The sequence below is a fragment of the Clostridium sp. K13 genome, from assembly GCF_019734195.1.
Lineage (GTDB): Bacteria > Bacillota > Clostridia > Clostridiales > Clostridiaceae > Clostridium.
Genome location: NZ_JAASHM010000002.1, coordinates 253,708 through 268,123, shown reverse-complemented (window position 1 = coordinate 268,123; position 14,416 = coordinate 253,708). Strand labels below are relative to the sequence as shown.

The following is a 14,416-nucleotide window of genomic DNA, read 5'->3' as shown; positions in this document are numbered from 1 at the left end:
ATCCTTATATTAATTTTTACATTATTAACTTTAATTACATTTTATTTTAAGAAATATTTTCTATTCTTTATATCACTTTTCACATATATTTATGATATAATGTAAACATTTAAATTGAATTTAGTAGTATCTAGATATGATAGACAATGAGGTTCAACAAGATTTTTGTAATGTTGTTTTTAAAAATTTAGAAATGGAAACTATACATCAACCTTATAAACAGGAGCTTAAAGAATTACATTGTATAGTAAATGGATATATAGAGTTGTTAGATGAAACCTTAGCTATTAATTATAGTAATATTACCGAAATTAGACTTTCTAAAAATTCACTTAGAAATATAATAAACTTAGGTATCGTTGTAGTTACCTTAGCTTACCGTGCTGCAATACGAGGTGGTGTTGATCCTGAAATATCCTTTTCTCTTAGTGATGCTTATATAAATAAACTAGATGAACTTGATAATATTGAAGCAGTAAATAAATTAATGTGCCAAGCACAACGTGAATATACTAAAATGTTTTATCTTCACTTTTCAATAAATCTGATTCCAAGTTATAATTACAGGATATTTCAAAGGAAACTTCATCATATGAATCACATTTATTTTTATTACTTTTATTCAAATGCTTATACCATAAACGTTTAGCTATTTGACAAAGCCATACTGATACCCTACATTCTCCCTTGAAGTTCTTTATAGTCTTCGAGGCTTGGTAAAAAGTTTCTTGAGTTAAATCTTCAGCCATATCCTTGTCTTTAGTTAAACATAATAAATATTTATAAACTGTTTTAGCATAATTAAGATATAACTCTTCCATTTGTTTCATTTCATCACCTCCACTATATATGTACTAACTTTTTAGATTTCGTTACATAAATTATAAAAATTTTATAAAAAAAATAGCTATTAAAAATAATTAAAATTTAATAGCTATCATTTTGTTAAGTTTATATCTATTATAAAGAATGTATATAGTCTTACTTATTATTTACTTCTTCATTCAAGAATTTTTCAATTCTCTTAAGTGCTTCCATTATATTTTCCATTGATGAAGCATAACATGCTCTAATAAATCCTTCACCACATTCACCAAAAGCATTTCCTGGAACTGCTAATACCTTTTCTTTTAATAAAAGTTTTTCACAGAACTCATCTGATGTCATTCCTGTAGATTTAATACATGGGAATACATAAAAAGCTCCAAGTGGTTCAAAGCAATCTAATCCAAGTTTTCTAAATCCATCAACTAGAACTCTTCTTCTTCTATTATATTCTTTAACCATCTTACTAACACTTTCATCACCATTCTTTAATGCTTCAATTGCAGCAAATTGTGCTGTTGTTGGTGAACACATTATTGCATATTGATGAATCTTCTTCATTGCATCTAAAAGAACTGGATGTCCACAGACATAACCTAATCTCCACCCTGTCATAGCATAAGATTTTGAGAAACCATTTATAACAAGTGTCTTATCCTTTATTTCTGGGAAGCTTGCTATAGATACATGTGGCTTATCATAAGATAATTCTGCATAAATTTCATCAGAAATTACTATTACATCTTTATCCTTTAAGACTGCAACAAGTGGTTCTAATTCTTCTCTAGTCATTATTGCTCCTGTTGGATTATTAGGGAATGGTATTATAACAACCTTTGTTTTTTCAGTTATTGCTTCTTCTAATTCTTGTGCTGTTAATTTAAAGTCATTTTCAGCTTTAAGATTTATTATTTTTGATGTTGCTCCAGTAAATGCTGTACATCCTTTGTATGCAACAAAGCTTGGCTCTGGAATAACTACTTCATCCCCAGGTCCTGTTAATGCTCTTAGAGCAATATCTATACCTTCACTACCACCAACAGTAACTAAAATTTCATTCTTTGGATTATATTTCAAATCAAATTTTCTATATAAATACTTTGCAATTTCTTCTCTAAGTTCTATAAATCCAGCATTAGAAGAATAATGTGTGTCTCCTTGCTCTAATGAATATATTCCAGCTTCTCTTACATTCCAAGGAGTAACAAAATCTGGTTCTCCTACTCCTAAAGATATTACACCTTCCATTTCATTTACTATATCAAAATATTTTCTTATACCTGAAGGAGGCATTTCTCTAACTTCTTTTCTTATCATATTTTCTAGCATCATATAAATATTACCTCCCTATTTGATGTTTTCTTTTCTTTAAATATAGTTCCATGATCTTTATATTTCTTTAATACAAAGTGAGTTGCTGTTCCAATAACATTATCTTGTACTGCTAATTTTTCTGATACAAACATAGCAACTTCCTTCATTGTTTTACCCTCAACTATAACAGTAAGGTCAAATCCCCCTGAAGACATTAAATAACATGCCTTAACTTGATCAAAATTATATATTCTTTCAGCTACCTTATCAAAACCTTCTCCTCTTTGAGGTGTTATCTTCACTTCAATAAGAGCTGTAACTGTTTCTTTACCTGTATTTTCCCAATTTATAAGAGTTGTATATCCGGCTATTATACTTTTTTCTTCATAATCTCTAATAGCTTCTCTAACTTCCTCTACAGTCTTTCCAGCCATTACAGCTATTTGCTCATCACTGTATCTACTATTCTCTTCTAAAATTTCTAAAATTTCTTCCATAATTAGCCCTCCTAAAAATAGTTTTTAGTATATAGGAAATTTAAAAATTTTCTATATATAAAAAAAGCCTCATCCCTCTATAAAATAGAAGGGACGAAGCTATAAAATTCCGCGGTACCACCCTAATAAGTAAATTTATTTACTCACTCAGTAAAAACAATTATATTATAAATTACATAAAAATATATAATTGTTCTATTCCTTATAACGTTAGGAAATACGGCTTTGCCTACATTAAGAAAAATCTTAGTTCTCAGCAAGCGATTCAAAGGCTGCTTCTTAAAAGTATTATTACTAAGTTTCACCAAAACCCTAGCTCTCTAAAAATAATAACTTAAAATACTCTTCCTTATCATAATCTTTATTCTTTAAATTGACTTTCCTTTTATAATATTATCCATTATAACTATTTTTAAGTCAATATCAAAATTGAAATTTATTGCCTTAAAGGAATATACATAGAAATATATTAATTCCAAATACTTGGATCCTTATAATAATTTATTCCTTCATATTCCATTCTTACACCTTGATTTTTTAATCTTACCTTATATTCATCCCAATTCCTAGCGTCCATTGAAGTCCATGCTATTTCAGCATAACCTGGCAATCTTGGATATATCATATAATCCATTTCATCTTGAGTTGCTATAGTTTCTGTCCATAAAGGTGCTTCTATTCCCAACACTAAATTTTCTGGTGCATACTCTGTTGGATCCCATTTATATGCTACATCAACAGGTATATATCCTGCCCAGTTTAATCCGTATGGAGTCTCTTCATTATATTTCATATCTAAATAAGCCTTACTAGCAATGGAAATTACCATACTCATTTGTTTTTTTATAGCTTCTTCATTTGAGTCTTTCCAATTTTGAAGTATTACATTTGAATTAATTTCTGGAGATGTATCTATTGGATCCCATCCTATTGGTTTCTTCCCATATTTCTCTGCTATTTTAGCTACTCTTCCTACAAAGTAATCATAATCTTCTTTTTTAGTATTAAGTGCTTCATCTCCACCTATTTGAATATATTTTGATGGTGATATTTCTGATACTTCCTTAAATGCATCCTCTATAAATTCATATGTCTCTTCACTATGAGCCATAAAAGAACTAAACCCAACATCAGTTCCTGTATATAATGACTTTCTTTTAGCATCAGGATTTAAAAATCCGTAAGATGCTAATGCTGCATTTGTATGTCCTGGCATATCAAACTCTGGAACTATTTCAACATATCTTTGCATTGCAAATTTTACTATGTCTTTATACTGTTCTTGAGTATAATATCCACCTGGTCCACCACCAACTTCTGTACTACCACCTATAAGTGTTAATTCAGGATACTTCTTTATTTCTAAACGCCATCCTTGATCATCACTTAAGTGTAAATGAACTCTATTTATCTTATATTGTGCTGCTAAATCTATCTGTCTCTTAATTTCATCTACAGTAAAAAAATGTCTTGCAACATCTATCATCAAACCTCTATAGCTATACTCTGGCTTATCTGTAATTACAGATGCTGGAACACTCCATTCTATATCATTAACCACCGTATCCTTTTCTATATCTGCAGGTAACATTTGTCTAAGTGTTTGAATTGCTCTTGAGATTCCTTCTGGTTTATATGCTGTAATTTTAATATTTTTTGAAGACGTATTCATAACATAGCCTTCAACTCCTAAATTTTTGTTTGAGTTAACAGTTGTTAAATAAATACTTCCATCAACAGGTTTATCACCTTTAATAATATTTAATTCAAATCCTGTTGATTTATTTAATTTTTCTCTTATAAATTCTGCAATCCACTTAATTTGCTCTGTTTCCTCATCACTATTTCCTTGTATATATATTGAACTATCTTTCGTCAATATAAATTTACCATCTTTACCTTCATAACTCATTGGCTTTGGAATAATATTAATTTTAACCACACTCCCCTCTTCATTAAAAACATCTTTTATACCATACTTATCTCTCATATATATTTTAAAACAAATACCTGATATAGTCACTATTCCCATTATTAATAATATTATTATTTTTTTATTAAGCCTAAATTTATTTTTCATATGTACACTTTCTTAAAATTTATATTCTATAAATTTTATTATTTGTTTTTGCCTTATCAATAATTCTTAATAAAATAAAAAAATAGGAATTAAAATTCCTATCCCTTTTATAAAATATTTTTAGCAAGCTCCATATTGTTATACTTATTTCTTTATATATATTGCAAAGAATCTATAAGATAATACTTTTCCTGAATAAACATGATATTCTAAAATATCTTGCAATAATTTTTTATTCTCTGGTTTTAATAAATCATTAAGTTTATCTGTTGTAAGCTTTGCAAAAGCCTCATCTGTAGGAGCAAAGACTGTAAATGGCCCTTTTCCTTTAAGCGCATCAACTAAATCTGCTGATTTTAAAGCAGTTGTTAATGTTTTAAATCTCCCGTCTGATGTAGCTATTTCTACTATATCTTTGGTTTTATTGTCTTCTATAATTTCTGAACTTCTTTTCTCATTAACATTTGCAAAACAATTTGTAGTTATTAATGAGCTAATAACTACTAGCATACATATTGTTATAAAACAGTTAACTTTTTTTCATAAGTAAATCTTTCCCTTCATATTTTCAATAAAATTCTAATTTAAAATATATTACTCATATATTATTTGTATTTACTTATAATTTTATAATATATAATTTCTATTTTTTATATATTATATATTAACTATTTCATAGAAGAGTCTTCGCAAACTCCATATTATCGTAGTCATTTCTTTTTATATAATGCAATGAATCAATTAAATAGCTTTTATGATGCTCTATTGTTTTTGAAAATACTTGTATAAATTCAACTACGTTTTCTTTGTTATAATTATTATTATTTAAATTCATCCCAACTAAGTAAAATCTAATAAAACTAACTCTTATTAAAAGCATCATATAACTATCAAATAGTGACATAACTTCATTAAAAGGAAAAGTATTATTAAAGATAAAATTAACTATATAATTTTCAAATATATAACTATATTGGCTAATAAATGATTCATTATATTCTTCAAATGCTTCCATATAAAATTCTGAATTTTTACTTATACTTTCTTCATTTTCAATTTTGAACCCATTTATCATATCTGAAGTATAATTTTTAAAGGTAATACTTTCAACCTCTTTATCTACTTTCAAAATCTTAAGCATTTTTATAAAGAAATTCATTTGTATTATATAATTAATATTACTGTTTCCTAACAATGAATTTATATCATCATTAATAAACTCTTTTGCCGCTCTTCTCATATTATAACTATTTATGAATTTAGGAATATCACTTAAATCCTTATCTATAACATCTTCAATATTACTTATAAAGTCACCTAATATATATATTCTTTCATTTAAATTAAACTTTCTATTTTGAATTATACTTATACAAAACTCTCTTACTTCTTTAAAATATTTTAAAGGTGTTTTTTTGATTTCTTTTAATTTTGTATCTATTTGTGATGAAATTATATGTTTTCCTAAGGCCTCTTCTTTACCTATAAAATTAATGCCTTCTTCTCTTAACAATATAAGTCTTGCAGCTTCTGGACATGCTACATCTAATGACATTTCATAAGTTTCATCTATTTTATTAGTTACTCTCGGGAAACATGTACATACATTAGAAAGATATTCTTCTCCAAGATTAGAATGAATTACACAATAGTTTTTTTCATCTAAAAATGGACATCTTTTATCTTTTTTTAATTTAACTATTCCATAATCAACCTCTTCACTACTACATCTTTCATTGTTTTGAATATTTTTTTGAAACATTTTCTTCATCTCTTGGTCTTGCACCTTAAAATATTTTCTAAATGTTATTTTATCTATATCTATATTCCAACCAATACAACAACTATCACTACATTCTCCACCTATACATTTAAACTCTTCAAAGTATGATGGATATACCTTTTTAACTTTCTTAGCCATTTCTTCACCTTACTCATCTTAATATTTATAAACTTATTTCTACTAAAATAAGTATAACATAAGGCAATGATATGAAATATATTATTAGCTTATGTTGTACTTGCCTCTATTATATAAATATATTACTCTCTTGTATCTACATGAAATGAAAACTTCTACTTATAATTTTATCTAAAATATTAAAAACCATCCCTATCAGTGTACATCTTATTCATATTTATATAAATATACCCATTTAAACCCTTAAGATTGTGCACAAAAAATAGGTAATAACGGTATATTTATCATCCTAGGAATTTCTAAAACTGCTACATGTTTAACTCCATTAATTGTTACTATTGGTCTCATGCCTTCTTTCAATATAACAAGATTCAATTTTTCCTTATCTGCATATTTAAATAACTCATCTGTAAATTCTCTCTCATTCGTAATTGGCTCAATGGGTTCAAAAAAAATAGTAGCACTAGGAATACATCCCCTTGCCTTTGTAATAAAGTCATAAGCAATATTAACAAATTTACATCCCTTTGCTTCATTACTACTAATTTTATCTAAATATTTTTCAATATTAATATCATATCCACCTTGGTACTCTACCTTTATCTCTTCACATATTTTTCTTGCAGCGTTTAACTCTTTAATTTTTTCTTGCATAAATTTATAATACTTATCCATACACTTATCAACAGACAAAATATTTTTTTGCATCAACTTTATATCTTCTAAGGATATATCTAATTTACGATATAATTTTATACTTTTTAATATTTCTATATCTTCATTAGAATAATCTCTATATCCATTTTCACTCCTTTTAGGAGAAATTAATCCTTCTTTCTCATAAAATCTAATATTTTTACTTGTTATTCCTGTTAACTCTTCAACTTCCTTTATTCTCATAATAACTATTTCTCTCTTTACTATTATTCTCATCTGATCTTTTACCACTATATAAATTTTACCATAATATTCGTCTTTAATAACTATAAAAAGAGATTATGATATTCATAATCTCTTTTAAAGCTTATTATTTTTTAATCTTCATATTTGTATAAATAAACCCACTTAAACCCATATGAACTAGCATAAAATGTTGGTAAAAAAGGTATATTTATAACTTTAGGAGTTTCTAAAATTGCTATATACTTTACTCCATCAATTATTACTATTGGTTCCATTCCTTCATGAACAATTGTTAAGTCATTTTTATTTAAGTTACAATAATTAATTAATTCACCTGTAAATTCTTTCTCATTAGTAATTGGATTTTTTGGTTCAAAACAGTATTGCCACTTTTTTAATTTCATAATCCCCTCCCAAATTTTATTATTTTTTTCAAAGAACTTGTTCTTTAATCATAATCTACACCTTCCACAAGGTAGAAGGTCAATAAAAATTGAGAATTTTATTTAATATTTTCTATATAAATAGATTTAATCCTGATTCATCAGCTGCACCTAAGTAAGAAGCAACTCCAGCAACTTCAACTCCATCAATCAACTCTTCCTTTTTAATGCCCATTAAGTCCATAGACATTGCACAAGCAACAACCTTAACATTCATCTTTATGGCATTTTCAATTAATTGCTCTAAAGTATCAACATTATTTTTCTTCATAATATACTTAATCATTTTAGGTCCCATTCCACCCATATTCATTTTAGAAAGTGGTAACTTTCCTGGATTACTTGGAAGCATAAAATCAAACATTTTTTCAACTACATTCTTTTTAACCTTAGGTCTATCTTTTTTCTTAAGAACATTTAATCCCCAGAATGTGAAGAACATTGTAACTTCTTTTCCCATAGAGGCAGCCCCTGTTGCAATTATAAATGAAGCAATTGCTTTATCTAAATCACCACTAAATACAACCATAGTAGAACCATTTTTATTTTCAATTTGCATTGTAGCTTCAGCTATAGTTCCTTGAGCAACTGGTCCTACCTTCCCTTTTTGAACATATGCTACAAATGCCTTTTTAGATTTATCAAACTCACTCTTTAACATAGTATTACCTGTATTTTTACTCCAAGAAGTAATATCTTTTGAAAAGCCTGGATCTGTAGCTCTTACTTCTATAATATCTCCATCATTTAAGTTTTGCATTTCTTCAAATACCCTTCTTATTGGGCCTGGACATTGAAGTCCACAAGCATCTAAAGTAACAGCAACCTTTGTTAAATCAGTATTCATATTATTCACCACTTCATTATTATTTGTAGTTTCTTTTTCTTCAACTACAGCAGCACCTTTATCTCCATTAATAGATTTAGTTAATGCATAAGTCTTATAACCACCATCAATATTTATAGTTTTATATCCAAGTTGACTTAACATTCTACAAGCAACATATCCTCTTTGCCCAACTTGACAATAAACATAAATTGTTTTATCTTTTGGAATTTCATTAATTCTTTTTCTTATTTGTCCAAGAGGAATGTTTACTGAATTTTCAATAGTTCCAAGAGAAATTTCAAATGGTTCTCTTACATCCAAAATAAACTTTCCATTTTTAACCAAGCTATTAATTTCACTCCATTGCACTATATCAACTAATCCATCAAGTATATTAGTTGCATAATATCCAACCATATTTACTGGATCCTTAGCTGATGAATATGGAGGTGCATAACACGCTTCTACATCTGGTAAATCAAAAACAGTCAAGTTTCCTTTTATAGCAGTTGCTAAAACATCAATACGCTTTTCAACTCCATCAAATCCAACTGCTTGAGCTCCAAATATTTTTCCATCCTTAGGAGAGAATATTAATTTTAAATGTATAGGGAAAGCTCCTGGATAATATCCTGCATGTGAGCCTGGATGAATATGAATTGCTTTATATTCAATATTTTTAGCTTTTAATATTTTCTCATTAAGTCCAGTAGCTGCAACTGTTAAGTCAAATACTTTAGCAACTGATGAACCTAAGGTTCCTTTATATTTAGCATCTCTACCTGCTATATTGTCAGCCACTATTCTACCTTGTCTATTAGCTGGCCAAGCTAGTGGAATCATTGTAGGATCTCCAGTAACATAATCTTTAATTTCTACAGCATCACCTAATGCATAAATACTTCCATCTGAAGTTTTCATATGATCATCAACTATTATTGCATTTCTTTTGTTAACTTTAATTCCTGCATCTTTAGCTATTTTGCTTTCTGGTGCAACCCCTATAGAAAGAACTATTAAATCTGATTTAATTTCTTTTCCACTATTTAATTTAATTTTTTTACCATTATCTAAGAAAGAATTAACTCCATCTTCTAAAATTAAATTAACACCTTTATCTCTTAAATGCTCATGAACTGCAGCTGCCATTTCAAAATCAATTGGAGCCATTACTTGATTAGCCATTTCAACTAAAGTAACATTTACTCCACGTTCAACTAGATTTTCAGCCATTTCAAGACCTATAAATCCACCACCAACTACAACGGCATTTCTTGGTTTTTTATCATCAACATATGACTTTATTTTATCTGTATCAGGAATATTTCTAAGAGTAAATAAATTATCACATTCCTTTATTCCTGGAATTGGAGGTTTAATTGGGTTTGCGCCTGGAGATAAAACTAATACATCATAACTTTCTTCGTAAGTTTCACCAGTTTTATGATTTTTAACTTCTACAGTTTTCTTATCTCTATTTATTTTAGTAACTTCACTGAAGTTTCTAATATCCATATTAAATTTATTTTCCATATCTTCAACTGTTTGAACAACAAGCTTGCTTCTCTCTGTAATTGTTCCACCTATATAATAAGGAAGTCCACAATTTGCAAATGAGATATATTCCCCTTTTTCAAACATTACTATTTTACAATTTTCATCTATTCTTCTTAATCTTGCTGCAGTAGAAGCTCCACCAGCAACACCACCAACAATTAGAACTTTTTTACTCATAATTAATAGCTCCTTTTTGCTAAAACATTATTTATTACACTATTAATATAAAACAAAAACCATATTTTTTATGTAACAAAATCACCTAAGTATTTGTAACTTTATTACTGTAAAACCTAAGCAAATAATTTAAAGTATAAAATATCAATATGTTTTATAAAATTCGAAAATTTATTTTAAAAATATCTTGTTATTAACTTCTCAAATAACAGTATATTGATTCCTTTGGATACTTTAGAAAGCACCATAGAAGATATCGTTAAAGATAAGGACTCACAGATTTTAGTATATTGCAGAAGTGGGCTCAGAAGTGCTGAAGCTTCAAAAATTATAAAATCTCTTGGTTATAACAATATATATGATTTTGGTGGCATAATAGATTGGACATACGAAATTGAAAAATAAAACCTAAAAATACTACTACGCTTTAAAATATAGTAGTATTTTCCATTTATAAACTACTTAATATTAATTACAGTTAAATCTTGCATTTCCTCTTCTATTTCCTTGTCCAGTACCATCACATTTTCCATTTCGTTTTTTATTTCTTCTGCTCTTTCACTTGTTATTACTCCATTTTCAACAGCATTATCTACTCTTTCTAACTTTACATTAAGCATTTCTTCCTTTGCCTCTTCAAAGCTTAATCCATCATTCATTAAACCTTGAACTCCTGTAGTTCTATTTTGGTTGCAATTTAGCATTGGAGCTATATCATCTGCAAAAGCAATTACTGTTCCACCTATTGTTAATACCCCTGCTAATAATAAAGTTAATACTGATTTTTTCATTTTAATTTCCCCTTTCAATATTTTCACTAAAGTTTTGTATTAGTTATCTTACTAACTAAATATTAACGATTTTATGTCACAGTTATGTCACAGCTCTCTAATATTTATTTAACAAATTACCTAATTTTATATAAAACTCTACTCCATCTTCTTTATTAATAATCCCATAAGTTCCATTATGAAGTCTTACTATTTGCTTTACTATTGCTAACCCTAAACCTACTCGCTTTTCCTTATAATTTCTTACCTTATCAATTCTAACAAAACCTTACCATATCCTAATAACTATCACTTTCCATGTTCGGTTGTTTATGTCCGATGGGAATTCTTTTTTCATGAAATAAGCTACTTCAACTTCATTTAATGCTCCTATTTTCCAAACTAATGTCGTTAAACTTCCTAAAAATTCTATATAAATATTGTATTTTAAACTTCTCTAATAAAATACCTAGATTATTTTTAATAAAAAAAGTTGAGCCATAAACTTAACACCATGCACTCAACTTTATTACTATCCTATACATTTAATAAAATCATTATAACTTTTTATACATATATTACTTTTTGAACTCTTTAAAAATACTGCTTGTCTTATCTAATATTGATACCTTTTCAATCTTATATCCCTTTTCATCAAGTACATTAAAAGCCATATAATCATTCATATCAACAGTTTCACCATCACGTTCTAGCTTATATGAAACCTCATATTCAAAATGAATATATCCATCATTTTGTGTTTCACTAGTTTTGATAATATTAATATCCGTAACACCACTTGCGTCTGATATAACAGCACTATATTTACTAAATATCCTATTAGCCATCAATAAATCAAAAGCATCCTCTGTAAGATATTCACCAAATCTTGATTTGTAATCTTCAATAAGTTGACCTGCCTCTTCAATACTTGCCATATTATTATAAGTATTATATGATACTAATTTTTTAATAAAACTTTCTACATTTTCTTCTTTTGATGAATTACTACATCCCACTAATACTCCTATTGTTACAATACATAATAATAAATATTTAATTGTTTTCCTCATTCTCACTTACCTCACATATAATATTTTTTTATCTATAATTTTTATTCTTAACATTTAAATTAATCTGACCTTCATTTATAAACTCTTCTTCATCACTACCTGCTATTAAAATTTTAGGAGTTATATTTAACTGAATCTCTTTTTCTTTTAAAGGTTCATTATTAAAATTAATATCATATTGTTGATATCCATAATATGCCCCTTCTTCAATACCTCCGGTTGCCATCGAAGCTTCTTTATTAATTATTAAAGAATCTGATTTTATATCTATATCTAATACACATGGCCAAGGTGTATTCTTATTTATTCCAACTACTTTATATACTATTAGGATTTTTTCCCCATCAAAATCTACTGTTTCAATATTCACACTATAGCATTCAGTATTAAATGTTTCTTTTACAACTAACCCATTGTCTGTATATCTTACGTTCATTTCCATTTTATTATTAAGCATTTTTATAACTGGTCCTACTAATGGAATTTCTTCAGCAATTGTAGGTGCTATAGAATTTGTACTAAATAAAATTATTATAGCTATAGCTATGGCTGATACTCTAATTATATTTTTAGATATTTTATTTTCTTCTATTAATTCTATAAACGCTTCTTTGTTGCCCCCTTTAGCCTTACTAATATTACTCTTCTTTATCCTAAACATTCATTGCCCCCCATAGTGTAATTATTAATTAGATACTCTATCATCTAAAAGGGTTCACTATAAAATAAATTTTATTGTAAAAAAGTTGAGCCATAAACTTAATTATGACTCAAACTTCTATTCTATCTATTTTTCTTAGACTGCTCTAGAATTATTCTATCTATACTTTTTCTAGATAGATAATACTTATCTGCAAGCTCATTTCTCTTTGTACCTTATAATTTCATTTTATCATCTTATTTACTTTTCTTTCAAATCTTTATCTAAATTTTTAACTTCACTCATTGCCTCTTCATAATTTTTAGCCTTGGCGTTTGGATTTCTATTCAATATATTTATAGAATTTATATAAACCTTACTTTCAGTATTGTTAATTTTCCCCTCATGTATCTTTAATTTTGATAAATACTCTGAAAACTCAGCCTTCAATTTACTTGGCTCATCTATGGCCTTAGATGATAACTCATCAAACTTATCTATATACTTTGATATCTTTTCAGCTAATACTATCATAGCTTCCTCTTTTGATTCTAGATTTCTTTTAATAATTATTTCAACAGCTTGTTTCCTTGATCTTTTCTTAGCTAATACTTTTTCTTGACTAACAACAGCCTTTTCTATTAATTTTTCTTGTATAGCCTTAACATCTTCATTAACACAAGCCTCTACTACTTCTATTCTCCTTTTTATATTAATAATGGTTTCATTTCTTTCAGTAAACCTAATTAAAAGATTTCTTAAATCCATAGCTTCATTAAATGATCGAACTTCATCAATAGTAATAAAAACAGTTATAATATATGCACTTATCTCAGATATTTCTTCTGGAATACCCCTAACCAAATTCTCTATAGGTGGATTAACAAACCTTACTAAAAGTATAGAAAATAATCCCCAAGCCAATGTTGATAATAAGCAAATATGACCATTTACATTAAAAGGTTTATCCGTATAGTCCCAATATCTAACATGAAATATTTTTTCCATCACTGCTCCAGTTATATATTCTAGTATGGTTGCTCCTATCATTCCTATAACAAATACTAATATAAGATTGTTCTCTACTGTTAATGTAGAAAGTAATACTACTATAGCTCCAGAACCATATATAGGTAAAAAAGGTCCTTTTAAAAATCCTCTATTCACCCATTTATGCTTTCCTAAAGATACATAAACAGATTCCCATATCCATCCTATAAAACAATAAAAGTAAAATAAAAGGAGCCATTGATGTATAGTATGTAAATGCATAATATATCCCCCATATTATAAATAGTTACTTTATATACTATTAACATATTTTTATATTTATTAAAAAAATGCCTCAGAGGCAAAATAATAATTTTACCTCTGAGGCTATACATAT

At 27.5% G+C, this 14,416-nt stretch carries 14 protein-coding genes, 1 pseudogene and 1 other annotated feature; of the genes and pseudogenes, 2 read left to right on the top strand and 13 right to left on the bottom strand.

The annotated features are described in order from the left end of the window. Positions 1 to 136 precede the first annotated feature (136 nt). Positions 137 to 649 carry a hypothetical protein gene (locus HCG76_RS18940; protein WP_260458022.1) on the top strand — a complete coding sequence of 171 codons (513 nt, stop codon included), beginning with the start codon at positions 137 to 139 and terminating at the stop codon, positions 647 to 649. 22 nt (positions 650 to 671) lie between these two features. On the opposite strand, the pseudogene HCG76_RS18935 reads toward HCG76_RS18940, so the two are convergent. The 9 genes and pseudogenes from HCG76_RS18935 to HCG76_RS02755 all read right to left on the bottom strand — a co-directional run. After that, positions 672 to 821, bottom strand: a pseudogene (locus HCG76_RS18935) (RNA polymerase sigma factor); the annotation flags it as partial. A gap of 160 nt (positions 822 to 981) precedes the next feature. Beyond that, positions 982 to 2,157 carry an aminotransferase class I/II-fold pyridoxal phosphate-dependent enzyme gene (locus HCG76_RS02790; protein ID WP_221698903.1) on the bottom strand — a complete coding sequence of 392 codons (1,176 nt, stop codon included), beginning with the start codon at positions 2,155 to 2,157 and terminating at the stop codon, positions 982 to 984. After that, entirely contained in the window at positions 2,154 to 2,636 is a 483-nt protein-coding gene (locus HCG76_RS02785; protein ID WP_195467212.1) for an Lrp/AsnC family transcriptional regulator, read from the bottom strand. Before HCG76_RS02785 ends, HCG76_RS02790 begins: the two co-directional genes overlap by 4 nt. 86 nt (positions 2,637 to 2,722) lie before the next feature. Beyond that, positions 2,723 to 3,001 (bottom strand) — a binding site (T-box leader). 104 nt (positions 3,002 to 3,105) lie between these two features. After that, complete coding sequence (locus HCG76_RS02780) at positions 3,106 to 4,716, bottom strand: beta-N-acetylhexosaminidase (RefSeq protein WP_221698904.1); 1,611 nt, start codon at positions 4,714 to 4,716, stop codon at positions 3,106 to 3,108. A 144-nt stretch (positions 4,717 to 4,860) separates the two neighbouring features. Further along, entirely contained in the window at positions 4,861 to 5,226 is a 366-nt protein-coding gene (locus HCG76_RS02775; protein ID WP_221698905.1) for a fasciclin domain-containing protein, read from the bottom strand. Positions 5,227 to 5,389: 163 nt separating this feature from the next. Further along, positions 5,390 to 6,637 (bottom strand): flagellin lysine-N-methylase, encoded by a 1,248-nt coding sequence (gene fliB, locus HCG76_RS02770; protein WP_221698906.1) that lies wholly within the window; start codon positions 6,635 to 6,637, stop codon positions 5,390 to 5,392. 243 nt (positions 6,638 to 6,880) lie between these two features. Further along, on the bottom strand, positions 6,881 to 7,570 hold the full coding sequence (locus HCG76_RS02765) for a MerR family transcriptional regulator (RefSeq protein ID WP_260458015.1): 690 nt from the start codon (positions 7,568 to 7,570) through the stop codon (positions 6,881 to 6,883). 101 nt (positions 7,571 to 7,671) lie between these two features. Continuing rightward, positions 7,672 to 7,944: a hypothetical protein gene (locus tag HCG76_RS02760; protein ID WP_221698907.1), complete on the bottom strand. Its 273-nt coding sequence runs from the start codon at positions 7,942 to 7,944 to the stop codon at positions 7,672 to 7,674. A 112-nt stretch (positions 7,945 to 8,056) separates the two neighbouring features. Beyond that, positions 8,057 to 10,546 (bottom strand): CoA-disulfide reductase, encoded by a 2,490-nt coding sequence (locus HCG76_RS02755; RefSeq protein ID WP_221698908.1) that lies wholly within the window; start codon positions 10,544 to 10,546, stop codon positions 8,057 to 8,059. A 216-nt stretch (positions 10,547 to 10,762) separates the two neighbouring features. Between HCG76_RS02755 and HCG76_RS19470 the strand changes: the two genes are divergently transcribed. Next, complete coding sequence (locus HCG76_RS19470) at positions 10,763 to 10,951, top strand: rhodanese-like domain-containing protein (protein WP_378104187.1); 189 nt, start codon at positions 10,763 to 10,765, stop codon at positions 10,949 to 10,951. A 53-nt stretch (positions 10,952 to 11,004) separates the two neighbouring features. Here the strand turns inward: HCG76_RS19470 and HCG76_RS02745 are convergent, their stop codons facing one another. The 4 genes from HCG76_RS02745 to HCG76_RS02730 all read right to left on the bottom strand — a co-directional run bounded on the left by HCG76_RS02745 (position 11,005) and on the right by HCG76_RS02730 (position 14,301). After that, a complete protein-coding gene (locus HCG76_RS02745) occupies positions 11,005 to 11,337 on the bottom strand; it encodes a hypothetical protein (protein ID WP_221698910.1) in 333 nt (110 codons plus the stop codon). Positions 11,338 to 11,894: 557 nt separating this feature from the next. After that, positions 11,895 to 12,389 carry a hypothetical protein gene (locus HCG76_RS02740; protein WP_221698911.1) on the bottom strand — a complete coding sequence of 165 codons (495 nt, stop codon included), beginning with the start codon at positions 12,387 to 12,389 and terminating at the stop codon, positions 11,895 to 11,897. A gap of 28 nt (positions 12,390 to 12,417) precedes the next feature. Then, positions 12,418 to 13,050 carry a DUF4179 domain-containing protein gene (locus HCG76_RS02735; RefSeq protein WP_221698912.1) on the bottom strand — a complete coding sequence of 211 codons (633 nt, stop codon included), beginning with the start codon at positions 13,048 to 13,050 and terminating at the stop codon, positions 12,418 to 12,420. A 240-nt stretch (positions 13,051 to 13,290) separates the two neighbouring features. Then, positions 13,291 to 14,301: a putative ABC transporter permease gene (locus HCG76_RS02730; protein WP_221698913.1), complete on the bottom strand. Its 1,011-nt coding sequence runs from the start codon at positions 14,299 to 14,301 to the stop codon at positions 13,291 to 13,293. Positions 14,302 to 14,416 lie beyond the last annotated feature (115 nt).

Bases quoted from the DNA above. Each gene is read 5' to 3' on its own strand.
- HCG76_RS18940 (WP_260458022.1), top strand. From the start codon at position 137: ATGATAGACAATGAGGTTCAACAAGATTTTTGTAATGTTGTTTTTAAA.
- HCG76_RS02790 (WP_221698903.1), bottom strand. From the start codon at position 2,157: ATGATGCTAGAAAATATGATAAGAAAAGAAGTTAGAGAAATGCCTCCT.
- HCG76_RS02785 (WP_195467212.1), bottom strand. From the start codon at position 2,636: ATGGAAGAAATTTTAGAAATTTTAGAAGAGAATAGTAGATACAGTGAT.
- HCG76_RS02780 (WP_221698904.1), bottom strand. From the start codon at position 4,716: ATGAAAAATAAATTTAGGCTTAATAAAAAAATAATAATATTATTAATA.
- HCG76_RS02775 (WP_221698905.1), bottom strand. From the start codon at position 5,226: ATGCTAGTAGTTATTAGCTCATTAATAACTACAAATTGTTTTGCAAAT.
- fliB (WP_221698906.1), bottom strand. From the start codon at position 6,637: ATGGCTAAGAAAGTTAAAAAGGTATATCCATCATACTTTGAAGAGTTT.
- HCG76_RS02765 (WP_260458015.1), bottom strand. From the start codon at position 7,570: ATGAGAATAATAGTAAAGAGAGAAATAGTTATTATGAGAATAAAGGAA.
- HCG76_RS02760 (WP_221698907.1), bottom strand. From the start codon at position 7,944: ATGAAATTAAAAAAGTGGCAATACTGTTTTGAACCAAAAAATCCAATT.
- HCG76_RS02755 (WP_221698908.1), bottom strand. From the start codon at position 10,546: ATGAGTAAAAAAGTTCTAATTGTTGGTGGTGTTGCTGGTGGAGCTTCT.
- HCG76_RS02745 (WP_221698910.1), bottom strand. From the start codon at position 11,337: ATGAAAAAATCAGTATTAACTTTATTATTAGCAGGGGTATTAACAATA.
- HCG76_RS02740 (WP_221698911.1), bottom strand. From the start codon at position 12,389: ATGAGGAAAACAATTAAATATTTATTATTATGTATTGTAACAATAGGA.
- HCG76_RS02735 (WP_221698912.1), bottom strand. From the start codon at position 13,050: ATGTTTAGGATAAAGAAGAGTAATATTAGTAAGGCTAAAGGGGGCAAC.
- HCG76_RS02730 (WP_221698913.1), bottom strand. From the start codon at position 14,301: ATGCATTTACATACTATACATCAATGGCTCCTTTTATTTTACTTTTAT.